Source organism: Sphingobium estronivorans, assembly GCF_008692605.1.
In the GTDB taxonomy this organism is placed as follows: Bacteria; Pseudomonadota; Alphaproteobacteria; order Sphingomonadales; family Sphingomonadaceae; genus Sphingobium; species Sphingobium estronivorans.
Genome location: NZ_LFCT01000001.1, coordinates 1 through 24,770, shown reverse-complemented (window position 1 = coordinate 24,770; position 24,770 = coordinate 1). Strand labels below are relative to the sequence as shown.

Sequence of the window (24,770 nt, the reverse complement as noted above, 5' to 3'; positions counted from 1 at the left end):
TGCTCGATCATTTGGCGCATCCCGGCCCTTCGACAGGCTCAGGCCGGGACCGGCGCTCTACTCGCCTGCGGCTCCCGGAGCCACGGCCTTGCCGCGTCTCCGCCCTGCCGGGTTACGATCACCTTGCGGGGGTGATGGGGAGGGGGTTTCTCCTGGGACAGTATGGAGCGATTTGCTGTTAACCCGGCCGCCGCGCGGCCGGGGCAAATCCAATTCTCTCTCTAACATCTCGGTATCAGACAAGCTTCATCGCCGTAGTGTGATGTGCCTTGGGGGGCTTTCTCAAGGATGCGCGGTCCCCCCAATTTTCCCGGGACCGTCGCTGCGCTCTGGCCCCAAGAAAATCGGTTCCCCCACGCCCCGCCGAGGCGGCGCGGGGACTTGTCCCCGCGTCCCTGACAAAGCCCCGTCGGCCCATCCGATGAGATTTCATCTTTCATCCAATCCCGGATGAGAGATCGACTTGTTCGGAGGCTTTTATGACTTCTTTCAACAATTTCGCCGACCTTGCCAGCTTCGTCGCCGCGTCGCGTGAAAATGACGGACTGACCCAGACCTACGAGGGCGCGTTCATCGAACATAGCGAGATGGCCAAGCTCAGCATCGTCGAAGCGCCCGAAGCACTTGACATGCCCGATCCCGAGCAGGTGCGGGCCGCCACCGAGATGATGATGCAGACCATGTTCGACGTGCTGCGCGACACCCGCATGGAGCCGTTTGCGGCCGATCTGGCGTGGGGTTTCGCCAACAGCTTCCATGTCGTGGCGAAGCGTATCGAGGGCCGCGAGGATGACGCCGCCAAGAAGCTCGGCGATCTCGCACGCAGCTATGATCCGTCCGAGATCTACGCGACCGAACTCGAAGACACCCAGCTCCTCTGCCAGACCCTCCAGGGTTGCCGCGAGGCGATGGAATGCATGCGCGACCATGCCGCCGAGGTCTATCGGGTCGAAACCGGCAAGCCCTTCTCGCCGGTGCGGGGAAGCCGGGTTTCCAGCGCGCTTACCGCATCGATGATCGAGGCCCGCGACTATCTTGCCTCGAAAGCCCGGGAGCGCCGCGAGCAGTTCGCCCCCGAAGGCCCGGTCGTGGCGTTCTCCGGTGGTCAGGTGTGGGAGGACGTGGACCTGCTCTGGAACGGTCTCGACAGCATCAAGGCACGCATCCCGGAGCTGATCCTCGCGACCACCGCGCAAGCGAAGGGCTGCGATGCCGTGGCGCACGCATGGGCGGCATCGCGCGGCGTCAAGGTCATCCAGTTCCGCCTCGATCGCAGTCAGGGCAACCGCGCCGCCTTCGTCCGCAATGACCGCATTCTCGGTCTCAAGCCGGTGGAAGCCGTCATCTGCGAAGGCTCGGGCATCCAGCAGAACCTCGCCCAGAAGCTGCGGCAGGCGGGGGTGCCGCTGCACATCGTCCGCCTCGCGCACCAGCGCACCCAGCGCAGCGCGTGAGTGCTCGCTTGGAGGGGCTCCGGCTTCGGCCGGGGCCTCTCCATCTTTTTCTGCGTGGACATGCGGCGCTCAGGGGCATCGAGCCCCTTCGCGCCGCGGGGGACTGAGCGCTGGCGCGCTCGCGCAATGGCCACCATTCGCACCGACTTCGCCCCGCCAGGCGGCCAGAGGGGAGAAGGGACGGGTGCTGCGTTCAGCAAGGGAGGACGAGATGTCCATTGTGTTTCGCATCACCACATCGGCCGACCATCAGGAACGCCAGACCGCCGTCATCAACGCCCGCCAGCTCGCCGCCTTCCGGGAATTTCTGCGCGGCCAAGGCGAGCGTCTCGACATGACCCTGCTGGATCCGGATTTCGCGGAGGACGACTATCTCTCCTATCGGTTCGAGGCGCGTGTCTGCCCGCTGGCGCTCGCCAGCATCGCACGCATCTTCGACTATCAGACCGATGTCATCACGGTGCTGGATGAGGCCCAGTTTCGCGGCCGCCGGGTCAGCGTCTATCGCGAGGGCGACACTGGCCCGATCACCCTGTCGGTCGGGCTGACCTCCGATCTCGGCCTCGAACTCGATCTGGCCTATCAGAATGCGTTCGCGCTGCTCGAAGGGCTTGGACTGCGACCGGAGAGCGTCGGCGAAATCCCGGTCGACAATGTCCGTGCCCGCCTCGCTGATCCCGCGATCCGGCGCAGCGTCGAAGCGCAGGGTGCAGCCCCATACCTGTCCCGGCTCGACCGCCTGATCGCGACCGGAGATCTTGACGACAGTTCCCGTCTGGAATGGGCATAGCCTCCGCCCGGACCAGACGTCGCGAAGGGGCGCGTCGCCGCGCGCGGCGCGCCCCGCAATGCCGCTGCGAGCCTATGCCGCGACCGGCGTTCGCGGTGTCAGCAGGGTATCGATCGCGCGCTGCAATTGGTCGGCGGCATCGACATCGTTTGTCGCCGCCAGATACTCTTTGGCCTGCCGCATCAATGCCAGCGCAAGCGCCCGTGTCACCGTCGGGTCCGTCTCCGAGAGGTCCATATCGCTACCTCGAGCGCGGTCCATCCTCGCGAGCTTCCGGGCCGTCGCTCCTCCCCGGAGAGCTCCCGCGCCGTGCGCGGGAGCCGGGGCTGGTAACACGTCGAGACATGCGCCTACGCTTTTAGTGCCAAGGCACCTGGACATGTGCGCAGGCACCCCGGCGTGAGATCACACCGAGCTGCCTTTCTCGACGGGATTACCAGTCCCGGCGCCGCAGCCTTCGCAGCGCAATCCGGCGCCTAACACAGACCTCCTGTGACACCAAGGCGAAGTCGTTTCGGCCCTGTCCAGCACCCTCCCGGATCAGTGGATTGTCCATCCGCTCCGCCCGCTGGCCGAGATCGGTGAAGGGTCCGTGCACGCCGTTCTCATAATTCGCAAAAGCCATGATGGGGCGGCGTTTCATCGTGACGACACCGGCTCGCTCGCGTGCCGCACGGACCCGTCGGTCCGCGCGCCGCTACGCCTTGCCGGAGGCGCTTCCCCGAGAGGAAAAATCTCTCACAGTCTTCCCATTCTGTCGGGCGGACGAGACCGTCTCAAGCCCGGCGGGGCCCCACCATTTTCTTCGGCGGATCGGGCGCTGCGCATCAATCTCGAACGACGGTGGCCGCCGAAGAAAATCGTGACCCCCACCGCCGCTTTGCGGTCGCCGGCAAGCCGGCGAGGCCTGACACGGTCCCGCCCGCCCGACGCCATTCCCCTGTCATTCAAGACGACAGGAGACGAACATGCAGACGATCACGAACATCGCCGCCGCCGATCAGCACGCCGCCTACTTCGCCGCCGTCGCCAATGCCGAGCGCCGCGCGATGCACAGCTACTTCGACCAGCATGTGGTCGAGGACGATGAGCTGGGGTTCCTCGCCATTGACGAGGGCGACTACGGCGCGCTCGGACAGGCGATGATCGACCGGATCGTCTACACCGCGCCGGGCGGCATCATCGACGAATTCTGAACGATAGGGGAGGGGCTGCGGCCTCTCCCCTTTTTTTGCTGGGAGAGGAACGGTCACGGGGGGCATCGAGCCCCCCATGACCGTGCCGCGGCGTTGCCGCGGCGGGGGATGATTCAGGCCTTGAGCCGCTTTTCGACTTCCTCGAAACCCAGTGTCTTGATGCGGGCCGTCAGATCGGCGAGCCGCTTAGGTTCAAGCTTCAGCAGTCCGGATTTCTCGATCGTCGCGATCGCCTGCTCGCGCTCTTTCTCTTCGAGCTTCCTGCGCCGCTCTTCCAGCCGGCGCTGATCCTCTTCGAGAGCCTGTCTCTCCTGTTCCAGTGTCTTTGCCATAGGTGCCTCTTGTGAAGGCTAATCGGGCTATGAACTGGCTGAACATAGCGCTGGTTGGTGAGGGCAGGAAGAAGAAGATTCATGGGGCTGGGCGCATCGGGCCTGCGCCCGACGACGGCTCTATTCGCTAGGGCTCCCGATGCCCTTCAGGCAACGAGAGCCCAACCTCACGGAGCCAAGGCATGCGCCTTGTCTCCGCCCTTCGGGTCACGATCCTCGCCTTTCCAACGCGGCCCTTTGGCCGACGTTGATGCTGCGCATCGGGGCTTTTCGCGCCCTGATCGGATCGGTGACACCGGCCTCGCGCGTTCCGCCTCACGGCGGCGCGTACCTCGCCGGTCCCGGCAACCGGCTCCTCTCCGACGACATCGTAACAGGCCCAGGGACAGGGGATCGGGCTCTTGGGATTAGCACACCCTACGCACCTGAAGGTGCATGAGTTCCGTTGTTTCACAACGGGTTAGCGCGGAAGGAAAGGAGACTACGTTGTAGTACGAGCTGGTGGGCGGGCAAAAACGGCGGAAATCAGCCATTCGCGCGTAGTCTGTGAGACTACGGCCTGCTGGTCCATGACGATCAACTTGCCGGAACCGGGTCGCTCGGCTATAAATAGAGCCATTCTTCAGTCCCCACCAGCCTCCCTGCTAGGAGGTTGGTCTTGGCTACCAGTTACCGGCATTACAACGTCCGCCTGGAGCGCGCCCAATGGGACCGCCTCAGCGTGATCGCCGCCGAACAGAAATTGAGCGTCGCCGACGTCATCCGGTCGGCCCTCAATGTCTTCCTTTCATCCTCCGACGTGCTGACCGCGAGCCAGCGCCGCCTGGCCCGGATCAGCGAGTTCCAGCAGCTCGTGCTCGACGTCATTCTGCGCGAGCAATATCCTGAGCTTCGCGACCGCCTCGTTGCCGAAACCGACAAGCGCCTGGTGCAATATCATGGCGCGTGAGGACATCCGCTCGAACGGGAAAAACATCCCGCTGACCCACCACTCTGCGCGCGGCCGCGTGCAGCGAAACTCGGGCAATTTCACCCGCGGCTCACAGCTTCTCACCCACGAGATGCTGATGTGGTTTTCGGGCGCGCGGCTGCCCATCATGGTCTGGTTCTTCGCCTTCCTCGCGGCCTGGTTCGTCATCCTCTCGATCCGCCTCGACGAGCACGGATTCCAGCTCGTCTGCATGAAGATCTATTCGGCGCTCTGGAACTGGGTCGACCTCAATCCCAACAAGCGCGTCAACGTCACCCTGCCCAATGGCGAGATCTACAAAACGGTCATGCCCGTGGTGCCCTATATCCCGGCCGTGCAGCAGGCCTGGGAGACCACCATCCGGGCGCTGATCGGCTCGATCCTCGTCTCGGTTTTCGTGGTCGCGCCACTCACCATCTGGTTCGTCGACATCTCGCGCAGGCGTGGGCGTTCGATCCTTCAGGAACGCCATGAGCGCGGCGCCATGCTGGTCGATCGCGCCGTGCTGGTCTCCGAAATCGCGCAGCACAATGCGGAAAAATTCGCGGAGGACGCGCGCGAGTTCTTCCCCGGCCGCTCGTCCGCCGCCGTGCTCAAATTGCCGTTCGCGACACGGAAGGCGGGCGGCATCCACCATCCCTATACGCTCGCCGGCATCCCCTATCCGCACCGCCTCGAGCAGTCCCATTCCATGCTGATCGGCACCACCGGCGCGGGCAAGACCACCGAGCTCAGGAGTCTGGTCAGCCAGATGCGCCAGCGCCAGGACAGCGCCGTGATCTTCGATCTCACCGGCGCCTATGTCGAAGCCTTCTACGATCCCATGCGCGACACGATCCTGAACCCGATGGACCAGCGCTGCCCGGCCTGGTCGATCTTCAACGACTGCTCGACCTACAGCCATTTCACGTCGGCCGCCGCGGCGCTCATTCCCTCCGATGGCGGCTCGTCCGAGCCCTTCTGGGCGCTCGCGGCCCGCACCCTGTTCATCGAGATGTGCGTCCGGCTTCAGGAGCGCGGCCAGACCACCAACCTGGCGCTCGCCGAGAACCTGATGACCGCCGATTTGAAGCGGGTGCATCGCTTCCTCGCGAACACCATCGCCGACCCGCTGACCGCCCCGGAAGCGGCCCGCATGGCGGAATCGATCCGCGCCGTCTTCAACACCAATGCGCAGGTCCTGCGTTTCCTGCCCGACGAAGGAGAGCCGTTCTCGATCCGGCACTGGATGACCACCGAGCGCGCGCCCGGATCGATCCTGTTCGTCACCTCCGACTACGACGATCTGGAGATGAACCGGCCGCTGCTGACGCTCTGGATGAACATCGCCATCACCAGCCTCATGACGCTGCCGCGCACGCGCAGCTTGCGGACCTGGTTCATGTTCGATGAGGTCGGCGCGCTGCACCGCCTGCCTGCGATCGAGAAGGGCCTGCAGACCGCGCGGAACTTCGGCGGCGCAATGATCCTGGGGCTCCACAGCTTCCAGAAGCTCGTCGAGGTCTATGGCGAGGAAGGCGCGCGAAATCTCGCCTCGCTCGCCCGCTCCAAGCTCATCCTCGCGACCAGCGAGTTCAAGACCGCCGAGGAGTGCTCGCAGTACATCGGCAACCGCGAAGTGCGGCAGATGGATGAGGCCTATAGCTACGGCTACAACAACAATCGCGACGCCTCGACCCTGACTCCGCGCAAGCAGGTCGAGCCCCTCGTGATCCCCGACGACATCACCAACCTGCCCTCGATGCACGGGTTCGTGAAATTCCCCGACGGTTTCCCGGCCGCGCGCATCCTTCTCGAATGGAAGAACTACCCCATCGTGGCGCCGGGCTTCCTGAAGCGTCCCGTGATGCAGCCCGTCCGGTCCAAGCGCGGGGAGGAGATTTTCGACGAGGAGGGCGGTGAGGCCGGCGGCAGGGACGGCGCCGTCCAGATCGTGGATGAGGTGGTCGAGCCAACCAATCTTGCGAAGGAAATGGCGGCGCGGATCCTGCAGTCGCCGAGCGAGGACCAGGCCGCCGAAACCCATCGTACCGCCCCGCGTAGCGATGACCGGCCGGTGCCCCCGCAGGCGAAGGGAGCGGGCGGCGGCAAGGAGGACGGCGCGCGCGGCAGGGACGCCCAGCAGGAGACCGGCCAGCGGCCCGCCGACGACCGGCGCGGACCGTCACCGCAGGCGCCGCAAGTCGAGGATCAGACCCTCATCGAACTGCGTCAGGGCTTCGCCGCGGGCCGTGACCAGGACGATCTCGACATGGGGATCTGATCCATGCTCTCGGTCGCCGCCGTCCGTTCCGCATCAGGCGCCGCGAACTATTTCGCGAAGGACGACTTCAAGGACAATTACTACACGGCCGATGGCTCCTCCGAGGTCAGTGCCTGGGGCGGGGCAGGGGCCGAAGCCCTCGCGCTTGAAGGCGAAGTCAGCCGCGAAAGCTTCGAGCAGATTCTGAGCGGCGTCCTGCCGAGCGGAGAGGGCGTCGCCCAGGTCGAAAACCGGCGCAACGGTGTCGACCTCACCTTCTCCGCGCCCAAGTCCGTGTCGGTCATGGCCTATGTCGCCGGCGACAAGCGGGTGCTCGCCGCCAACATGGTCGCGGTCCAGAAAACCATGGCCTGGGTCGAGAAGAATCTCGCCGAAGGGCGCAAGGACGTCGAGGGTCGCAAGGTGCCGGTGCCGACCGGCAAGCTCGTCTATGCGCTGTTCCAGCACGACACCAGTCGCGCGCTCGATCCGCAGGCCCATGTCCACTCCGTCATCGCCAATCTGACCCAGATGCCCGACGGCAAATGGCAGGCGCTGCACGCCGACAAGATCTGGTCGAATAACGCGGTCGTCGGGGCGATCTACCACGCCTACCTGCGCGCCGGGCTGGAGAAGCTCGGCTACCAGGTCGAGCTCAAGGGCAAGCACGGCACGTTCGAGATCATGGGCGTGCCCAAGGCGATCATCGATGCCTTCAGCCAACGGCGCGAGGCGATCCTCGAGAAGGCGGCCGAGCTCGGCATCGTCTCGGCCAAGGGGCGCGACGGCGTGACCACCACCACCCGCGATCCCAAGCTCAATGTCGAGGACCGCGACGGGCTCCTCAAAGGATGGATCGACAAGGCGGCGGAGCTCGGGTTCGACGGCAAAGGACTGCTCGCCTCGGCGCTGGCCCGGGCAGGGCAGGGCGCCGCCGACAACAAGCTGGAGCGGGGCTTCCGGGCGGTCACCGACGCGATCGCCGGCGCGCGCGATCTCATCGGCGGCTTCCTTCGCTCGCCCGATCCGCTGATCGACAGCGGCCTTGCCCGCGCCACCAAATCGCCGGCCGTCGCCCGGACGCAATTGGCGGTAGCCTCGGCCGTCCGCATCCTCGCCGAACGCGAGGCGGCGTTCGACGTCAACAAGCTCTCCAAGACCGCGCTGGACCTCGGCCTGAAGGGCGTCACCATCGAGACGGTCGAGCACCGGATCGAGCAGCTCTACGACAACCGCCAGCTAATCCCCGGTGTCGCCCGCGCCGGCGACAAGGGCGTCCGGATGGTGACCACCCAGGAGGCGCTGCGCACCGAGGAAGCCGTTCTCAAGGCGGTCGATGCGGGCGTGGGCAAGGCGGTGCCGATACTCCCCGCGCAGGATGGGCCCGCCCGCCTGCAGGAGGTCGCCGATCGCCCGCTCAATGCGGGGCAGCTCGCAGCCGCGACCCTGATCCTCTCCTCCGAAGATCGGACCGTGACTGTCCAGGGCGTCGCCGGCGCCGGGAAGTCGACCATGCTGCAGGCGGTTGCCCGGATCGCGGAAGGCGAAGGCAAGGATGTGCTGGGCCTGGCCTTCCAGAACAAGATGGTCGCCGACCTCGCCGAAGGGGCCGGGATCAAGAGCCAGACGATCGCCTCGTTCGTGCTCGCCAACGAGCGCTACCTGACCGAGCGCGATACGCCGCGCTACGAGGAGGCGCGCGAGCGGCTCGGCGGCGCGATGCTGGTCGTGGACGAGACCTCGATGGTCTCCAGCGCCGACATGCTGAAGCTTCACAGCATCGTCGAGGCGCTCGGCATCGACAAGCTCGTGCTGGTTGGCGATCGCCAGCAGCTCTCCTCGATCGACGCCGGCAAGTCCTTCGCGATGATCCAGGCCGCCGGCGGCACGATGGCCCGAATGGACGAGAATATCCGTCAGCGGACCGACACGCTGCGCACCGTCGCCGCGCTCGCCAATGTCGGTAAGGCGGGCGAGGCGATGAAGGTGCTGGGCGATAACGTCCACGAAAGCGCGAACCCGCCCGAAGAGGCCGCCGACAGGTGGCTCGCGCTGGGGGCGGACGACCGTGCCGCGACCCAGGTGTTTGCGTCTGGCCGGGAGTCCCGCGCCATCATCAACCAGCGCATCCAGGACGGCCTTGCCGCCGAGGGCACCGTGCGGGGCGAGGGCATCCATCTCATCGTCTATGACCGCGTGAACCTGACCCGCGAGGAGCTTCGCTACGCCGCCAGCTATCGGCCCGGCCTCACCCTCGATGTCGGCCGCGGCGGCGCGCAGGACGTCGGGCTCGCGCAGGGACGCTATGACGTCTCCAGGGTGCTGCCCTCGGGCAAGGTCGAACTGGTCGATGGGCGCCGCAAGATTCGCTTCGACCCGCAGCGCCTCTCGCCCACCGAAAAGCGGGACCGGCTCGAACTCACCGAGAAGAAGGATCTGCATGTCCGCGAGGGGGATCGCATCCGCTGGACCGCGAACGACAAGCCGCGCGACCTGCACAACGCGGCGCTCGCCCGGATCATCTCGGCCGATGCCTCGGGCATCACCGTCGAGACGGCGGGCAATCAGACCCTGACATTGGCGCCGGGCGATCCGATGCTCTCGCGTTTGGACCTCGCCTACGCGCTCAACATGCACATGGCGCAGGGCATCACCACCGACAAGGCGATCACGGTCATGGACAGCCATGAGCGCAACCTGTCGAACCAGCGCCTGTTCAATGTGGGCGTGACGCGGGTGCGCGACGAACTCACCATGATCGTGGACGATAAGGAAAAGCTCGAACGCCAGCTCGACCACAATGCCGGCAACAAGACCTCGGCCCTAGAGACGGTCGGCCGCCTCGATATCGACGGCAAGAAGGGCGGCGCCAAGCCGGTGAAGTTCGATCCCGGCCCGATCGACGGGATCAACCTCGCGGATCAGCCGGACATCCTCGCCGATCTTCCCCCCCTTCCGGACGGGCCGCTTGAGCCCGCAGCACCGATCAAGGGCGACGGCCTCAAGGCGCCCCCGGATCTCAAGCCCGAAAAGGCAGACCTGCTGCCGCCGCTGCCCGAGCGCAGCCTGGGCCTTGATCTTTGATGACGAACGGTCGGCGCGGTGCCGGCTGAAAGCAAGGAGAGTGACGATGGCATGGGATTTTGACGAAGGCGGCAAGTTCGGCAGCGAGAAGGCCGCCGAGGACTATGCCCGGCGCAACGGCCTCAGCAATGCGGACTTCCGCACCCGGCGCAAGGGTGATGAGGTCGAGCTGGAGATCCGCCGCTCCGCCATCGACGGCCGAAACCTTCGTGACGCGGGCGAAGGCCGCAAGGGCGGTTGGTTTTGATCCGGACGTCGGCGGCCCGGACATTCGGCAGGAGGCGGCTGTCCAATGGGCATCGATGATCGCGACTATATGCGAGCGCGCCACAGACAGCGCGCCAACCGGACGAGATGGAACGAGGGTAGGGGGCGGATCGAGGCGGCCTGGCTTGATCCGCGCCACCAGCGATATCGCCGACAACCGTCTGCGGCGGCGATCGCTGTCCGTTTCGCCCTGCCGGTGCTGAGCCTGCTGCTGATCCTGATCCCATTCTATGGGGACGCGCAGCGTCATGGCTGGATTCCTGATCTCGAGCCGGCGCAGCCGTTTCCGGAGCGGGTCGGTTACGGTTGGGGCCAATGTTATCGGTCTGATCAAACGCAGCAATCTCACGATCGAGGCAGCCGATTCCAACACGGTGGTGCAATTGGTGGACCCGGATACGAACGCCCATGCACTGTCGATCTATGTTGCCGCCAATGACCGGGTGTCCCTGCCGGTGCCTGCGGGTACGTACCGGGTCCGCCTGATCGAGGGGCGGAAGTGGCACGGCGCGAGGCGCTATTTCGGGCCGAACACATCCTACGAGACGGTGGCCAGTCTGATAGAGTTCACGCCGACGATGGGTCACGTCATCGACCTGCATCGTCGGCCCGGCGGCAATCTGGAGACGCGGATGATGGGCTCTCGACCAGCGCCGCTTTGACCGGGGCGGCCCGCCCCACCAGAACCTAAGATGCCATCAATGACACTTTACCCCGAAACGCCTGGTAGAGTGTCATTGATGACAATCATTCGACGAGGGAAAGTGCGTCCATGATGCTTGGGCCAGGCAGGCATGTTAGCGAGGGCGACCACCATAACGACGAGAATCGCTACCTGAATGCCGCACCAAATCTTCTATTCCTGGCAAAGCGACACGGAGAACCGGATCGGTCGCGGCTTGATTCAGTGGGCGCTGGACCGCGCCATTCGAACCGTCAATGCGGACGCCGACGTTGATCCCGCCGATCGTGAGCTTCGCGCCGATCGCGACACTGTGAATGTGCCGGGCATGCCGCCGCTCGCGGACACCATCTTCGGAAAGATCGACCGGGCGGTCGCCTTCCTGTCCGACCTCACGCACGTTGCCACGCGCGCCAAGGGCCAGCTCTCGCCCAACCCCAATGTCCTGCTCGAGCATGGCTGGGCGCTAAAATCGCGCGGGTGGGGCAGGATGATCGGCGTCATGAACACAGCGATGGGCCATCCCGACGAGCATCCTCTTCCGTTCGACCTCACCCATTTCAAACGGCCGATCCTCTTCCACTGTCCGGCCGACGCGACCGACGAGGAGCGCCAGGCGGCGCGGGCAGGGCTTCAGAAGGATCTGGAGAGCGCTCTTCGCCTGATTCTCGACGACGAGGTTCTTATGGCGGCTGCGCCGCCGGCCGAACCTCACCCTCATGATGTTGAGCTGTTGCAGCGGTATCGCCAGCAAATCCCGGAGCTGCTGCGCCAGTTCCTGCGCGAGCATAATTTCGGGACGCCCTATCCGCGCAAGGCACTCGATCCCCTCGATGATATGGCTGCTACCTGGGCGGGCGCTGCCTTCGATTTCGAGGACACCGCGCTACAGGAGGCCGCCATGGCGCTTCGCGCGGCGAACACCTCTCTCATGGAGCTGGTCTATGAGCGCATCCATGTGATGGACCGGAACCCCAACATGGTCTGGCCGAAGACCGACTATGACGTGCGGCACGGCACGCAGCAGGTCACCCTGGATGCGATCCGGGAACTCAATGCGCGCGCCGGAACGCTGATCGGCGCGATAGATGCGTTCGAGAAGGTTGGGCGCTCCCGAATTCGTGTCGCGCCGCCGGCGCCAACGGCGCCGCAGGTGGATCCCCGCTGGGAGGCCGCGCGGACCGCGATTTCAGAGCTGGCGGCGGACCGGATGCGAGGAGGGCTTCCCGAGATCGTCGCCATGCCCAGCATGACGCTGCGCATTGTGCCGCTCGCTGCGATGGATCGGCCGGCTCTCGATCCAAAGACCGTCCTCGCTGCGGCGCTCCGCTTTCCGCCTGACAGCCAGGTCCGGGTTCAGTCAGATTCGGATGAGCGCCAATGGTGGAGCTATGGCCTGCCGCTCATTCAGACCGAAAATAACCCGGAGACCCGGTGGCGCACGCGCCTTGTTCGACCCGGCCTGATTGAATTCGAGGCGATGATCGGCGCCCGGATCGACGATGATCCCGAGATCCTGGTGAATGGTCGCGAGCTGGAAGCATCGATCGCCGCCCATCTCGAGCGTCTTGCCGCCGTGCTCGCCGACGTGGGCCTGGCCGGTTCCGGCCTCGTTTCCATCGCATTCCGGGGAGTGGAAGACGTCCAGTTGACGCGCGCCCGCGGTGGCGGTCGCAAGATCCGAAAGCCCGAGCTGTTCCTGCCTGAGCTTCAGGTGACCGATCTTGCCGCGCCGATGCAGCCGCAGCTGCAGGAGCAATTCAATATCCTCTGGCAGGCGTCGGGCTGGGCCGACGGCTCGCCGTCGTTCGACTGACCGGGTGCGCGCTGTGGAGCTCAAGCCCCCGTCACCGGAAGAGGGAGATGCCGGTCTTCAGGCGTTCCGTGAGGCAGCCAAGCTCCATGAGGATACGTTGCGCAGCCGGATGTCCCGCGAATTCTATCGAAAGGACCTGGCAAAGTGGCAGAAACTCTACGCGACGCTCGCAGGGAAACGCGCGGCAGGCTCGGCAACGGCCGTTCATTTCACTCGACTATCGGCGCTCTGCGGTGAGCTGCTGACAGAATATGGACCGGAGGCGCCGCCCAAGAAGCGGGTGCCCAAGGCGGTGGAGCCGGTGCCGTTGAGCTATCCCGACTTCCCCGACGACATTACCCATCGCATTCACTTCCTCGAAGGGCCGGGGATCCGGCGGCAACGCGCCGTTAAGCTTTCCGTCCATGCGCCGGGCATCTTCCGGCAGATCTCGGCGCGTGGCCGCGTCCTGCTCTCGATCGGGGTCCGTCAGGATCAGGTCCGGCTGTTCGAGCGCATCGTTGAAGCTATCGGCGATCTCGCCATGGCTGATTACGCCGCCGCGGGATTCGACATCGGCTATGTGATGCGGCCCGATGGAATCGCCCAAGGTCAGTCCTGGACGCCCAATCCCCTCGATCCAGCCTTGCCGACTGCCCGCGTATGGGAAGACAATCAACGGGCCCGGAGTTACGGATTGCAGGCACGCCTGCTTGGCGACCAATGGCGTGGCGCTGACGGCACCGGCCTCCCAGGTGATCTTCCGGATGTCGATGGCGAACCTTGGGATCCCGATCCGCATTGGCAGCGCGTTCTTGAACTCACACAGGCTGATCGGCTCGACGAGGCACTTACGCTGGTCGAGGCGGTGCCCGGCCGCGATCGTGAGCCTCTGTTCGACGAGGTCATCTATCTCAGATTCCTGACAGGATCGCCGCTGCGCGCGCAGGATATTCGCGTACTGGCGCGCAAACATGCGGAATCATCGCTCATTGCGGGGCGTCTGCTGGAGGAATTCGAGGCATTCCTGGGCCATCTCGATGCGCAATTCACGCTGGAGCCGCCTGTCCTGGAGGAAATGATCAGGCTTCGGCCGGATTTCGGGTCGACCATGATACCGCCCATGCCGCCCGCTTCGGATTGGGCCGCCTATCGGCGTCATATGGCGCAGTTCACGAACCACGGTGCGCGGCGCGGCCGGATTTTCTCCATCAACATCGGGGCCGCCGACACCGGGGCATCCGCGTTCTTTGCGACCGCCATGGTCGCTGCCGAAGAGGCGTTCCGCCGCGAGAGGTCGATTCCCGAGATCGGACGGGGCTGGGTGTCCGAGGTGGCGCTGCTCGATCTGGTTCGAACCCTATGGCCCTCCGCGGTCCATCAATGGCGCCCGGCGTTCCTCGGCATGCAGTCCGTCGATATCCATGTGCCGGAGCTGGGCCTCGCCATCGAGTATCAGGGGCAGCAGCACTACGCGCCCGTGACGCTCTTCGGCGGCGAAGAGGGGTTCAAGCTCACGCAATTCCGCGACGAGAAAAAGCGCGCGCTGCTGGCTCGCCACGGTGTGCGGCTCCTTGAATGGCGCTTTGATGTTCGGATCACCAGGGCAGAGCTGATCGCTCAGATGGCGGCGATGGAAATCCAGATCCCGGACTAGACGGCAAGCCTCTTCTGCCTCGGGCCGCCGTTTATTTCCTCGACGATGAAGGTGCGGGCCGGCGGTGTTTCGAGAAGGTCGATCTCTGGGAGCAGGTGGTCGAGCCATTGCATGCGTTGCCGGCGCAGGATGATGGCATCGTGTCGATCCTGATAGTGGCTGACTTCAGGATTGGCCGCGACGGTGATGACCCGGAAGGACAGGGGCCACTCTGCCATGGCCGGCTCCCAGATCGCCGCGAGATAGAAGAAATTGCCGTCTTCGAGCCGCACCCGATACTGCTTGCCGCCGCTAACGGTCATGTGGAATTCCGAGGCGGGCACCAGACAGCGCTGGCTGGGGAAGATCTGGCCCTCCGAGCGCACGAAGCGGAAGGAGGCCCCGCCGCTGAAGCGTGGATTGGAGCCCCACCGGGCCTCGACCATTTCCATTTCTTGCATTGTCCGTCGTCGGGACATTTGGCGCAGATGGTTGCGCAGAGAAGAGGAGATCGGGCCTCGTCTGGGGTTGATGTTTAGGCGGCGAGCTTGCGGTGAAGCAAGCGTCGCTGTTCGATGGTCTTTCGCTTGATGCGTTTCCTCCGTTCGATAATGGCGGCGGCCCTGCCGAAATAGGCGTCGGCCGGTGTCACGTTGTCGAGGCTCTCGTGATAGCGGCGATGGTTATAATGCTCGACGAAGGCCTCGACCTGCCGTTCGAGATCGCCAGGCAGGAAGTAGTGCTCCAGCAGGATGCGGTTTTTCAGGGTCTGGTGCCAGCGCTCGATCTTGCCCTGGGTCTGGGGATGTAGCGGAGCGCCGCGAACATGGCTCATGTCATGGGCTTTGATCCAGTCGGCGAGTTCGCCGGCGATGTAGCTCGGTCCGTTGTCGCTGAGCAGCTTTGGTTTGTGCCTGACGGTGGCGTGGTCGCAGCCTGAGGCTTCGAGCGCGAGTTGCAGCGTGTCGGTCACGTCCTCGGCCCGCATCGTGGTGCACAGCTTCCAGGCGATGATGTAGCGCGAGAAATCGTCGAGCACGGTGGAGAGGTACATCCATCCCCAGCCGATGATCTTGAAGTAGGTGAAATCGGTCTGCCACATCTCGTTCGGGCGGCTGGTCTTGCGATGGAACTCGTCGGCCGCCTTGACCACGACGAAGGCCGGGCTGGTGATCAGGTCATGCGCCTTGAGCAGGCGGTAGACCGTTGATTCCGAGACGAAATAGTCCTTCTCATCGGTGAAGCGCACCGCCAGTTCGCGGGGCGACAGATCGGACTGCTCCAGTGCCATCTCGACGATCTGGTCCTGAATGGCGCCGGGGAGGCGGTTCCAGACCCGGCTCGGCGCGGAAGGACGATCCTCCAGCGCCTCGGGGCCGCCTTCGAGATAGCGATCATACCATCGGTAGAAGGTCCGCCGCGCGACGCCCAACTGGTCGAGGGTCCGCTTCGCCGGCAGGTGCGACTGCTCGACGATGCGGATGATCTCCAGCTTCTCGGATCCCGGATACCTCATTCGGGGTCTCCCCCATCCGCGATCATGCTTTTTTTCAGCAGCCGGTTTTCGAGCGTGAGGTCGGCGACGGCCTCCTTCAGGGCACGCGCCTCACGGCGCAGATCCTGTACCTCGCCGCTCGTCGCGGCACGGGCGGTGTCGCCCGCCAGCCGACGCTTCCCGGCCTCCATGAACTCCTTTGACCAAGTATAATACAAGCCCTGGGCAATGCCCTCCTTGCGGCACAGCTCCGCGATGCTGTCATCGCCGCGCAAGCCCTCCAGAACCACGCGGATCTTGTCCTCCGCCGAGAAATGCCGGCGTGTCGCGCGCCGGATATCCTTCACCACCTGTTCGGCCGACGCCTTGGGTTTGCGGGCCGATTTTACGCTTGAGGATTTGGGCTTCATCTTCGTTCCTTCGTCACTACGACGAAGCCCAAATCCTCCTTACATCACAACCTCAAATCTGTGCCATTGGCGCTGACGGCGGACAAGCTTGAACGTCGCCATCGCGCGCCGAAGCAGATCCGCTTCGCTCGGTGTGAAGCCAGCGCATTCGATGGCCACGCGCATCGCCTGCTCCTGAAACAGCGGCACCCCCAAGGTCTTCTCGAGCACGCGCCGCAGTTCCTCGGTCGGATAGGTGACGGCCTCCTCGCCGTTGCGCCGGCGACGATAAGGGTGGACCATATCGCCCTGGATCGGCCCGGGGCGCACGATCGCCACCTGAATGACCAGATCATAGAAGGTGCGCGGCGCCATCAACGGAATGGACGCCATCTGTGCGCGGCTCTCGATCTGGAAGACACCCAAGGTATCGGCCTTGCGGATCATCGCGTAGGTCGCCGGATCCTCGGCGGGGATGGTCGCGAGATCGAGCTTCAGGCCCTTGTCATTCTCCATGAACTCGAACGCCCGCCGCATGCACGACAACATGCCCAGCGCCAGGACATCGACCTTCATGAAGCCCAGGAGATCGATATCGTCTTTGTCCCATTCGATCACCTGTCGATCTTCCATCGCAGCCGGCTCGATGGGCACCAGTTCGTCAAGCCGATCGCGCGTCAGCACGAATCCGCCAGGATGCTGCGACAAATGGCGCGGCGTATTGATGAGCTGACGGGCCAATTCCAGGGTCAGCACCAGGCGCCGGTCGGCGAGGTCCAGATTGAGCTCTTCCGCGTGTTTTTCCTCGACGCCATCCTGGCTCCATCCCCAGACGGACCCGGCCAGACCCGCCGTCATGTCCTCGCTCAGGCCGAGCGCCTTGCCGACTTCGCGGACCGCGCCCCGCGCGCGATAGCGGGTCACGACGGCCGTCAGCGCCGAGTGCGTCCGCCCATAAGTCTCATAAATCCACTGGATCACTTCCTCCCGGCGCTCATGCTCGAAATCGACGTCGATATCGGGCGGCTCGCGCCGCTCGGCCGACACGAAACGCTCGAACAGCAATTCCGAGCGCACCGGATCGATCGAGGTGATGCCCAGCACGTAGCAAACGGCACTGTTCGCGGCCGACCCACGTCCCTGGCAGATAATCTCGCGCCGCCGCGCTTCGGTCACGATGGAATGGACGGTCAGGAAATAGGGCGCATACTCAAGGTCCGCGATGAGCTTCAGTTCGTGCACCAGTTGCGAGCGCACCTTGTCATCGACCCCCTCGGGATAGCGGTCGGGGGCTTTCTCCCAGGTCAGCCGCTCCAGCTCCTCCTGCGGCGTCCGGCCGGGCACATTGATCTCATCCGGATATTGGTAACGGAGCTCCTCAAGGCTGAAACTGCACCGCGCTGCGATCTCGAGCGTGCGAGAGACGGGCGACGCATCCTTGAGATAGCGACGGAACAGCCGCTCCATTTCCTGGCCGGTCTTGAGATGCCGATCGGCGAACCGCTCGCGCCGAGCGCCCAATTCGTCGATCGTGCATTTCTCCCGGATGCAAGTGACAACATCCTGCAGCATGTGGCGCTCCGCCGCGTGGTAGAGCACGTCATTGGTCGCGACCGTAGGAACGCGAGCCGCAGCCGCCAGGTTCGCGAGATCACGCAGCCGGATCGCATCTTTCGGTCGCCGCCGGATCGTCAGAGCCAGATAGGCACGGTCGGCGAAAATCCGTTTCGTCCGCGCAAGGGCGGCCTCGGTGCCGACGTCTGCCCGGTCAGGACTCAGGATCGCGATGAGCCCGTCATTCCATTGTTCGACATCCGACCAGTCGAGATGACAGGCTCCCTTGCCGCCGCGTTCTTTGCCGATGCTGAGCAGTCGGCACATTCGGCCATAGGCTGCGCGATCCGTCGGATAGAGCAGTAGCGCCGTGCCGTCGCTCAGATCGATCCTGCATCCGATGATGGCACGAACGCCGGTGGTCCGTTCGGCATCCCAGGCCCGGACGATGCCGGCGACCGATCCTCGATCAACGACGCCGAGAGCAGGCAATCCGAGCAATGCGGCCGCGGCGAACAGCTCCTCGGGGGATGATGCGCCCCTCAGGAAGCTGAAGTGCGTCGTAACCTGCAGCTCGACATAGTTGGCGTCGACCTCGCTCATGCGAACGCACCGTGGATGAACCAGCGCATGGTGCCCGTAGCCGGATTTACGCCGTCACCGAGCCGGAACAGCCAGTACCGACCGCCTGTCTCGGTCTCGACCTGATAATAATCCCGGACGATCAGCGCCTTGTCGGCCTCATTGCCGCTCTCGCGCCACCATTCGCCGTGCAAGCGTTCCGGACCATCGCCTCGGGTCACCCGATAGCGCTTTCGACGCCACACGAAGAGGCGAGGGGCATCGTCTGGCAGCAGGGCGACCACGTCGATTGGCTCGGGTCGATCCAACATGCGGGCGGGGCGAGGGAGGTCATCGTCCCACTGGGCGCCGCTATCTTTCGCAAGGGCGGGCATCGTGGTGATCGAGCGCTCAGGCATACTGCTCGCGTGCGGTGCCGCCCGATGCAGGCTCCGTGGACCAAAACGGTTGGCGAGCGCATCGACCAGAGAGGCGAGGTTCGGCCCGCGTCGCGGGCTTTCCAACCCTTCATCCTGTTGGGCCGCGAGCGCGTCAGCCAGCGGCGTCACGAGGGTCATTGCCTCAATGCCAAGCCCTGGCTCGACCGTCTCGATCTTAGCGCACAGCAATTTCGCGAGATGGCCTGCGTCGCGGGATGCGGTTGCGGTCCCGATGCGGATCGCCTGATTGTGGCCGTCCACACGGTGGAAATAGCAATCCAATCGGCGAGCACCCTTGCCGATACAGGTGAGCTGCCCCACCACATCGGCAACGAGATCGCCGATCACCTGGGCGAAGGCTTCAGGTGTCGCGATCGGCTCCATGAAACCTCGACGGGCCCGCGGCAGATGTTCAGGGTAGATCGGCTCGATCGGCTCGGGCACGAAGCCGAGCGCCTGATCCAGCCGCCGATGCAATTCGCGGCCGAACCGTTTGGCGAGAGGGCCGCGCGGCGCACCGATGAGCTGTTCGATCCGCTCAAATCCGAGCTTGCGCAAACCTTCGACCTCGCGTCCTGGCAATCGCAACGCCGATATCGGCAGGATGGAAATGGCAGTGCGGTGTCCGCCCGGCTCGATCGTGACCGGCCGGCCGGCGGGTACATGCCGCGCAACGGCATGGGCGCAGCCTGCAGTGTCGGCCACAGCGATCTGCAGAGCCAGCCCCGACGCGGCAACACGGCGATGGAGATCCTTGAGCAGCGCCTTCTCGGTGCCAAAGAGACCCGCGCAGCCGGTGATGTCGAGCCAGATTCCGTCGGGCGCATCCGGTGATACGAAGGGTGAGTATCGGCGGCCCGCCCATAGCGCGAGATCGCGAAGTCCCTGCAGGTCGCCCTCCGGGTCGGCATCGACGACCTGCAATTCAGGGGCAAACGCTCGGGCCTTCGTCACGGTCATGCCGACGCGGACACCGAGCGCCTTAGCCTCGGCATCGACGGCAGCAATGACTTTCCTGCCGTGATCGGGCACCGCGGTCACCAGCGGAAGATCAAGGACCAGGCCGTCACGGCACTCAGGCGACAATTTTGCGATCTTCCGCCGCAGCCGGTCGGTCGACCAGTGCGGCAGGAAGAGCGATACGACCCGTCGCATCGCACGCCTCCACGATCCAGGCGTGCGGATTACCACCGCGCACACGTTCCAAATCCACATGCCAGCGAGGGCGACCCAGGCTCGGCAGACCGAGATCTTCGCTTGGTGAAGCGGTGATCCGCCAGCGTGTCATCGCTGCCGTCCCTTCGGCGACCTGTTCGGCCTTCGCCGCGCGACGAAACACGAAGGCCGCTACACCCGAGCTTTCCGCCGCCAATTGCAGGCGCTTCGATGCAGTAGTCGAATATTTCCCGACTTCGCCAACCACACCGGCGATGCCAGGGTGATGCAGGCACTCCTCCATCGCGAGCAGGACATTGGTGTCGCTGCCGGCCTCGACATAGATGACCCGATCTGGATGAAGACCGGCGAGATGAAGGGCAGGGGCAAACAGGTCGCGCCAGCGCAGGCACCAGAAGACGGGACCTTCCATTCGCGCCAGGATTCCCGCCAGAAAGACCGTCGCACTCGCCTCGTCCGCGAGATCGGGACTGCCCATCATTTCATGGAGAGCACCTGCAGCAATGCCTCCGCCCGGCAATCGCTGATCCAGTTCGTCGATGCCGAACGGGATCGCTTCGCGCTGAACGCCTACGCCCTCGATACGCGCGATGCGCGCTCGCAAATCTTCAAGGACGGTTGATTGACGCATGGCATTCAGGAGACTCGGGACTCGTTGATTCGTTCCTTATTTGTTCCTGTTCCCGGCGATGAGTCAAGCAGCTCAAATGCACCGCTTCCGAAGCCTGTGGAATCCGCCAGAAAAAAAGCGCCTTCGGTCCTTTGTGGGTAAGCGTCCGAGCTGAACCGTAGTCGACGGCTCAGACGCGTGCAGTCTCTGCGTCAGTCCACCATCGGACATCGTACGTGCTGGGTTCAGTGCGCACCACATTTTCCAAGGCCGTTGCGAGCCGCTCAACCTGTTCCGAAGTGGGGATGCGCTTCAACCAGCGGCGCACGTAGGGCTTTGAAGGTTCAATGAAGCAGAGGTGGCCGTCGGCGTATTCTTCGTAATGGCCGCATCCAATCCAGAGCGGGAAGGCATCGTTCGCGACCTGAACCCTCCACCCCCAGTCTTCAGGTTCGACACGCTGCACGTCGAAACCTTGCCCGCAAAGGTGCTCGGCGAGCAAGCGAGCGACCTTCTCTCCACGAGGTACGTGGTTGTCGGTCGTGGCGTCGAGAAGACTGTCGGACCGGAACTCAAGGTAAGAATGCATTGTCGAAGGCTACTGCCAGCAAAGCCCATTTTCCAGCCGTTGCTCATTGCCCCACGATTCAGATCAGGATGCCGGCATCCAGTTCCACGGCAGCAACTCATCAAGCCGGTTGATCGGGTGACCCCGCCCGATCCGGTCGAGCACGTCGGCGAGCCAGTGCTGCGGATTGACGCCGTTGAGCTTGGCGGTTTCGAGCAGGCTGTACATGGCGGCCGCGCGCTCGCCGCCGCAGTCGGCGCCGGCGAACATCCAGTTCTTCCTGCCCACCGCAATGCCGCGCAGGGCGTTCTCGGCCAGGTTGTTGTCGATCTCGAGCCGCCCATCCTCGGTATAGGCGAGCAGCGCCGGCTTGAGCCGGACCGCGTAGCGTAGCGCCTCGGCCAATGGCGTGCGCGCCGACACCTGGCCCAGCACGCCATCGGCCCAGGCGAAGAAGTCGAGCGCGGTCAGCTTCGACAGCTTGCGCGCCTTGCGGCGGTCGTCATGCGGGTCCTGCGCGATGCCACGCTCGACCTCGTACAGGCCGCGGATCATGCGTAGCCCTTCGGCCGCGACCGAGCTCGGGTCGGCCTGGTAGACGTCGTGCAGCTTGCGCCGGGCATGCGCCCAGCAAGCGACCGGCGTGATGGGGCCAGGCTTGCGGTCCAGGTCGTAGAGCCGCTCGAACCCGGTATAGGCGTCGGCCTGCAGGAAGCCGGTGAACGCCTTGAGGTGCTCGCGCGGTCGCTCGCCCTTGCGGTCGGGGCTGTAGCGGAACAGCGCAGCGGGCTTGTCGCTCGGCCGCCATCGTCGGTTGTCGCGCAGGTACACCCATAGCCGCCCCGTCGCGGTCTTGCCGGTGCCGGGTGCCAGTACCGGGACGGGCGTGTCATCGGCGTGAAGCTTGGCGCTTGCCGTGACGTGGGTAGCGATGCGGTCGACCAGCGGCTGGAGCAGCCAGCTGACCTGGCCCAGCCAGTCGGCCAGCGTCGAGCGGCTGAGGTTCACGCCTTCGCGCGCGTAGATCTGCGACTGGCGGTAGAGCGGCAGGTGGTCCGCGAACTTGGACACAACCACATGCGCCAGCAGCCCCGGCCCGGCACGTCCGCGCGGGACCGGCAGCGCCGGTGCCGGCGCCTGCGAGATTGCGTCACAGCGCTGGCAGGCGAGCTTGGGACGGACGTGGTGCACGACCTGGAAGCGGGCGGGTATATACTCCAGCACCTCGGTCACGTCTTCGCCGAGCGCCGACATTGTGCCGCCACAGGCGGTGCAGCCGTCCGCCTGCGGCGCAGGGTGGATGACCTCGTGGCGCGGCAGGTGGGCAGGCAGTGGCTCGCGCCGGGGCTTTCGGCCGGGTGCTTGAGGCGCCTCGGGCGGCACACCGTCCGCGACCACGCATGCGGTATGGGCGTGCTCGGCCTCCAAGTCTTCCAGCGTCAACTCAAGCTGGTCGGCCAACAGCGTCAGCCGCTCGGATGATTGGCCGAACTTCATGCGGCGCAGGCGCGCCAGCTGGGCCTTGAGCTTCTCGATCTGGAGCGTGGTCAGCTTGACCGCGTTCTTCGCCGCGTCGAGCTGTTCGCGGGTGGTCTGATGAGCGGTGCGCTCGGCTTCCAGCGCCTGCTCCGAGGCCACGAGCCGGGCCTGCATGGCGGCCAAGAGCGCTCGCACATCGTCAGGATTTTCCGGTATGTCTATCCCGCCCCGCGACATGGTTCTGTGTACCAGACGCGCGACTCGCGCCCAAGCAGAATGCACGCTTTTCTGCCAATTTCGCGCCTACATCTGCACCGGCAGGCGGGGGGCTGGAGGTGCCACGGTGCGGCGCCAGTCCATCGCTTCTACAAGCAGCGCGAACTGCGCCGGCGTCAGCACCACGCCCCCGTCCACCAGCGGTGGCCAGACGAAGCGGTGCCGCTCCAGCCGCTTGGCGAACAGGCACAGGCCGGTGCCGTCCCAATGCAGCGCCTTGAGGTAGCTGCCGCTCCGGCTGCGGAACAGAAAGACGTGGCCGGCATAGGGTTCGACCGCGAACAGCGGCCGCACCAAGGCCGCCAGCCCGTCGAAGCCCAGCCGCATGCTGACCGGCTTGCTGGCGAGATAGACCTTGGTGCCGGGTGCCAGCGAGATCACGATGCTTCCCGCAACGCCCGCAGCACGCGGGCCAGCGCCTTCTCGTTGACGTAGCTGTCCACCGACAGGCGAACGCCGGTCGGCAGGTCGATGTCGATGCCGCCCGGCCGGCCGCCTGGATGCGGACGGACCAGGTCATCCGGGGCTGGCGTGGCCTCGCGGGCAGGCGCGACGGAATTGCGTTGGGCCGGTGTTGCCGGGGCGAGCGCCACGACCGGTTCAGGCGGGACCGCGTCCGCGACCACGCCGTAAGTGATGAACTGCAACGGCTCGCTGGCGATGCGCTCGGCCTCGCGGCGCGTCTTGCGCCAACCGTGGATGAGGCTGGCCGAGATGCCCAGCCGGCGCGATACGCCGACCACCGTGGCACCCGGCTCGTCGCACTGCGCCAGCACCGCCGCGCGCTCCTCGTCCGAGTATCGCCGGCGACGCTCGACCCGGGTGATGACCTCCATGCGCCCCATCGCACTCTCCTTACGAAGTGCGAAAGGACACTCCCGAGAGCCGACCGCCTCGCGCAGCAGCGCCGTGACAGCAACACGCGTCAGGCCGGGCGCTTACCTTTGTGGGATTCACATCCACCAAAGTGCATAGTAGATTCATGCTATGTTCCATCAGGCAGACCTATTCGAAGCATCCGTCGAACCCGCGCGAGGGATGGACACGCCGGGGCTTTTGGCGGCGATCGCCGCAGCTTCGCCGCGGCCAAAATTCTCCTACATGCTCCTCCAGCTCCTGGAGGAAGTCGCTGACGAAAAGGGCAGGGCTGGACCGAGCGTGATGGTGAACGGCGACGCCGTGCCTGTCCGCGACTGGCTGTGCGATGCGCTGGCTCCGATCGCGCAGCGTACACCCTGGCGCCGTTCGACGATCGAAACCGTGCGGTCGGCACTTGAGCAGGCTGACGAACTACCGGCCGATCCGACACAGGCTGACCGTGTCATTGAAGAAAGGGTCCGTGAGCGGGTTCGCCAATCGGGCCGCTGCAATGTCAGCCGCGCAGTGTCGGATCTATGTCGGGGCGGCCTCCTGCGACGCCACTATCAGGGCTATCGGGTGGATCATCAAAATCGCGGCGCCCAGCGCGAGGCAGTCTACACGATCATGCCGGACACCTTGGCGGCGCTACGCCGGCGATGAGCTGCCGCTGATCGCAAGATCGGCTTCTACTGCGGTCGCGCGCATCAGGCGATCGGGCATCTCCAACAACTTCACGGCCGCCGCGGTGATCGCTTCGGCTTCGGTGGGATAGGATTCGGCCGAGCTGATCGATACCCCATCGGGCAATGCGACCGTTGCCTGAAATCCGTTGCCTTTAGGTGTCGCGCTCAATCGGACTTCCATGAAAGGTCTCCGCGTTGTATCGGGTGTCGATTCCCTAGTTCGGTGAACA

Annotated in this window: 23 protein-coding genes; 11 read left to right on the top strand and 12 right to left on the bottom strand. The window is 64.9% G+C overall.

The features are described 5' to 3' along the window. The first annotated feature begins 479 nt into the window (after positions 1–479). Together F7P65_RS00115 and F7P65_RS00110 are read left to right on the top strand one after the other, a co-directional pair. Positions 480–1,454: a DUF2493 domain-containing protein gene (locus tag F7P65_RS00115; protein ID WP_150289887.1), complete on the top strand. Its 975-nt coding sequence runs from the start codon at positions 480–482 to the stop codon at positions 1,452–1,454. 211 nt (positions 1,455–1,665) lie between these two features. Next, entirely contained in the window at positions 1,666–2,244 is a 579-nt protein-coding gene (locus F7P65_RS00110; protein ID WP_030090593.1) for a hypothetical protein, read from the top strand. A gap of 72 nt (positions 2,245–2,316) precedes the next feature. Here F7P65_RS00110 and F7P65_RS21905 read toward each other — a convergent pair whose 3' ends face one another. Beyond that, positions 2,317–2,505 carry a hypothetical protein gene (locus F7P65_RS21905; RefSeq protein ID WP_126066507.1) on the bottom strand — a complete coding sequence of 63 codons (189 nt, stop codon included), beginning with the start codon at positions 2,503–2,505 and terminating at the stop codon, positions 2,317–2,319. Between the two features lie 707 nt (positions 2,506–3,212). Here F7P65_RS21905 and F7P65_RS00105 point away from each other — a divergent pair. Beyond that, positions 3,213–3,440 carry a hypothetical protein gene (locus F7P65_RS00105; RefSeq protein WP_062787863.1) on the top strand — a complete coding sequence of 76 codons (228 nt, stop codon included), beginning with the start codon at positions 3,213–3,215 and terminating at the stop codon, positions 3,438–3,440. Positions 3,441–3,553: 113 nt separating this feature from the next. On the opposite strand, the gene F7P65_RS00100 is transcribed toward F7P65_RS00105, so the two are convergent. After that, on the bottom strand, positions 3,554–3,772 hold the full coding sequence (locus F7P65_RS00100; protein WP_030090596.1) for a hypothetical protein: 219 nt from the start codon (positions 3,770–3,772) through the stop codon (positions 3,554–3,556). A 658-nt stretch (positions 3,773–4,430) separates the two neighbouring features. Here F7P65_RS00100 and F7P65_RS00095 point away from each other — a divergent pair. The 7 genes from F7P65_RS00095 (at position 4,431) to F7P65_RS00065 (ending at position 14,469) form a co-directional block, all read left to right on the top strand. Next, positions 4,431–4,721 carry a hypothetical protein gene (locus tag F7P65_RS00095; RefSeq protein ID WP_030090597.1) on the top strand — a complete coding sequence of 97 codons (291 nt, stop codon included), beginning with the start codon at positions 4,431–4,433 and terminating at the stop codon, positions 4,719–4,721. Then, the gene (locus F7P65_RS00090) at positions 4,711–7,005 is read left to right on the top strand and encodes a type IV secretion system DNA-binding domain-containing protein (RefSeq protein WP_030090598.1); all 2,295 of its coding nucleotides are present in this window, start codon (positions 4,711–4,713) and stop codon (positions 7,003–7,005) included. Before F7P65_RS00095 ends, F7P65_RS00090 begins: the two co-directional genes overlap by 11 nt. A gap of 3 nt (positions 7,006–7,008) precedes the next feature. Then, complete coding sequence (gene mobF, locus F7P65_RS00085) at positions 7,009–10,068, top strand: MobF family relaxase (protein WP_150289886.1); 3,060 nt, start codon at positions 7,009–7,011, stop codon at positions 10,066–10,068. Between the two features lie 46 nt (positions 10,069–10,114). Next, complete coding sequence (locus F7P65_RS00080; protein WP_066703418.1) at positions 10,115–10,315, top strand: hypothetical protein; 201 nt, start codon at positions 10,115–10,117, stop codon at positions 10,313–10,315. A gap of 268 nt (positions 10,316–10,583) precedes the next feature. Beyond that, entirely contained in the window at positions 10,584–10,997 is a 414-nt protein-coding gene (locus F7P65_RS22245) for a hypothetical protein (RefSeq protein WP_228227682.1), read from the top strand. Between the two features lie 177 nt (positions 10,998–11,174). Next, complete coding sequence (locus tag F7P65_RS00070; RefSeq protein WP_150289885.1) at positions 11,175–12,833, top strand: hypothetical protein; 1,659 nt, start codon at positions 11,175–11,177, stop codon at positions 12,831–12,833. A 109-nt stretch (positions 12,834–12,942) separates the two neighbouring features. Continuing rightward, on the top strand, positions 12,943–14,469 hold the full coding sequence (locus F7P65_RS00065) for a hypothetical protein (RefSeq protein ID WP_066703424.1): 1,527 nt from the start codon (positions 12,943–12,945) through the stop codon (positions 14,467–14,469). Here the strand turns inward: F7P65_RS00065 and F7P65_RS00060 are convergent. The 9 genes from F7P65_RS00060 to tnpA form a co-directional block, all read right to left on the bottom strand. Further along, the gene (locus F7P65_RS00060) at positions 14,466–14,948 is read right to left on the bottom strand and encodes an SOS response-associated peptidase family protein (protein ID WP_240334147.1); all 483 of its coding nucleotides are present in this window, start codon (positions 14,946–14,948) and stop codon (positions 14,466–14,468) included. The genes F7P65_RS00065 and F7P65_RS00060 overlap by 4 nt on opposite strands. 35 nt (positions 14,949–14,983) lie before the next feature. Next, positions 14,984–16,353 (bottom strand): IS3 family transposase gene (locus F7P65_RS00055; RefSeq protein WP_150289884.1). Its coding sequence is split into 2 segments (ribosomal slippage): positions 14,984–15,999 and positions 15,999–16,353, totalling 1,371 coding nucleotides; the frame shifts between segments, so codons are not numbered across the junction. A 39-nt stretch (positions 16,354–16,392) separates the two neighbouring features. Further along, positions 16,393–18,489: a PHP domain-containing protein gene (locus F7P65_RS00045; protein WP_228227681.1), complete on the bottom strand. Its 2,097-nt coding sequence runs from the start codon at positions 18,487–18,489 to the stop codon at positions 16,393–16,395. Further along, entirely contained in the window at positions 18,486–20,042 is a 1,557-nt protein-coding gene (locus F7P65_RS00040; RefSeq protein WP_066701114.1) for a DUF6504 family protein, read from the bottom strand. The genes F7P65_RS00045 and F7P65_RS00040 overlap by 4 nt, the downstream gene beginning before the upstream one ends. Beyond that, complete coding sequence (locus F7P65_RS00035) at positions 19,963–20,694, bottom strand: ImuA family protein (protein WP_066701115.1); 732 nt, start codon at positions 20,692–20,694, stop codon at positions 19,963–19,965. The genes F7P65_RS00040 and F7P65_RS00035 overlap by 80 nt, the downstream gene beginning before the upstream one ends. Before the next feature lie 169 nt (positions 20,695–20,863). Next, positions 20,864–21,262 (bottom strand): hypothetical protein, encoded by a 399-nt coding sequence (locus F7P65_RS00030; protein ID WP_150289882.1) that lies wholly within the window; start codon positions 21,260–21,262, stop codon positions 20,864–20,866. A 63-nt stretch (positions 21,263–21,325) separates the two neighbouring features. Further along, positions 21,326–22,957, bottom strand: coding sequence for an IS66 family transposase (gene tnpC / locus F7P65_RS00025; RefSeq protein ID WP_150289881.1), 1,632 nt, complete (start codon positions 22,955–22,957; stop codon positions 21,326–21,328). A gap of 66 nt (positions 22,958–23,023) precedes the next feature. Beyond that, positions 23,024–23,377, bottom strand: a complete 354-nt coding sequence (tnpB, locus tag F7P65_RS00020) for an IS66 family insertion sequence element accessory protein TnpB (protein WP_150289880.1) — start codon at positions 23,375–23,377, stop codon at positions 23,024–23,026. After that, entirely contained in the window at positions 23,374–23,832 is a 459-nt protein-coding gene (gene tnpA / locus F7P65_RS00015; protein ID WP_240334139.1) for an IS66-like element accessory protein TnpA, read from the bottom strand. The genes tnpB and tnpA overlap by 4 nt, the downstream gene beginning before the upstream one ends. Before the next feature lie 265 nt (positions 23,833–24,097). Here tnpA and F7P65_RS00010 point away from each other — a divergent pair, with 265 nt between their 5' ends. Beyond that, positions 24,098–24,517 (top strand): hypothetical protein, encoded by a 420-nt coding sequence (locus F7P65_RS00010; protein WP_315850630.1) that lies wholly within the window; start codon positions 24,098–24,100, stop codon positions 24,515–24,517. Here F7P65_RS00010 and F7P65_RS00005 read toward each other — a convergent pair. After that, positions 24,503–24,721, bottom strand: a complete 219-nt coding sequence (locus tag F7P65_RS00005; RefSeq protein WP_066701117.1) for a hypothetical protein — start codon at positions 24,719–24,721, stop codon at positions 24,503–24,505. The genes F7P65_RS00010 and F7P65_RS00005 overlap by 15 nt on opposite strands. Positions 24,722–24,770 lie beyond the last annotated feature (49 nt).

Bases quoted from the DNA above. Each gene is read 5' to 3' on its own strand.
- F7P65_RS00115 (WP_150289887.1), top strand. From the start codon at position 480: ATGACTTCTTTCAACAATTTCGCCGACCTTGCCAGCTTCGTCGCCGCG.
- F7P65_RS00110 (WP_030090593.1), top strand. From the start codon at position 1,666: ATGTCCATTGTGTTTCGCATCACCACATCGGCCGACCATCAGGAACGC.
- F7P65_RS21905 (WP_126066507.1), bottom strand. From the start codon at position 2,505: ATGGACCGCGCTCGAGGTAGCGATATGGACCTCTCGGAGACGGACCCG.
- F7P65_RS00105 (WP_062787863.1), top strand. From the start codon at position 3,213: ATGCAGACGATCACGAACATCGCCGCCGCCGATCAGCACGCCGCCTAC.
- F7P65_RS00100 (WP_030090596.1), bottom strand. From the start codon at position 3,772: ATGGCAAAGACACTGGAACAGGAGAGACAGGCTCTCGAAGAGGATCAG.
- F7P65_RS00090 (WP_030090598.1), top strand. From the start codon at position 4,711: ATGGCGCGTGAGGACATCCGCTCGAACGGGAAAAACATCCCGCTGACC.
- mobF (WP_150289886.1), top strand. From the start codon at position 7,009: ATGCTCTCGGTCGCCGCCGTCCGTTCCGCATCAGGCGCCGCGAACTAT.
- F7P65_RS00080 (WP_066703418.1), top strand. From the start codon at position 10,115: ATGGCATGGGATTTTGACGAAGGCGGCAAGTTCGGCAGCGAGAAGGCC.
- F7P65_RS22245 (WP_228227682.1), top strand. From the start codon at position 10,584: ATGGCTGGATTCCTGATCTCGAGCCGGCGCAGCCGTTTCCGGAGCGGG.
- F7P65_RS00070 (WP_150289885.1), top strand. From the start codon at position 11,175: ATGCCGCACCAAATCTTCTATTCCTGGCAAAGCGACACGGAGAACCGG.
- F7P65_RS00065 (WP_066703424.1), top strand. From the start codon at position 12,943: ATGTCCCGCGAATTCTATCGAAAGGACCTGGCAAAGTGGCAGAAACTC.
- F7P65_RS00045 (WP_228227681.1), bottom strand. From the start codon at position 18,489: ATGAGCGAGGTCGACGCCAACTATGTCGAGCTGCAGGTTACGACGCAC.
- F7P65_RS00040 (WP_066701114.1), bottom strand. From the start codon at position 20,042: ATGCGACGGGTCGTATCGCTCTTCCTGCCGCACTGGTCGACCGACCGG.
- F7P65_RS00035 (WP_066701115.1), bottom strand. From the start codon at position 20,694: ATGCGTCAATCAACCGTCCTTGAAGATTTGCGAGCGCGCATCGCGCGT.
- F7P65_RS00030 (WP_150289882.1), bottom strand. From the start codon at position 21,262: ATGCATTCTTACCTTGAGTTCCGGTCCGACAGTCTTCTCGACGCCACG.
- tnpC (WP_150289881.1), bottom strand. From the start codon at position 22,957: ATGTCGCGGGGCGGGATAGACATACCGGAAAATCCTGACGATGTGCGA.
- tnpA (WP_240334139.1), bottom strand. From the start codon at position 23,832: ATGGAGGTCATCACCCGGGTCGAGCGTCGCCGGCGATACTCGGACGAG.
- F7P65_RS00010 (WP_315850630.1), top strand. From the start codon at position 24,098: ATGCTCCTCCAGCTCCTGGAGGAAGTCGCTGACGAAAAGGGCAGGGCT.
- F7P65_RS00005 (WP_066701117.1), bottom strand. From the start codon at position 24,721: ATGGAAGTCCGATTGAGCGCGACACCTAAAGGCAACGGATTTCAGGCA.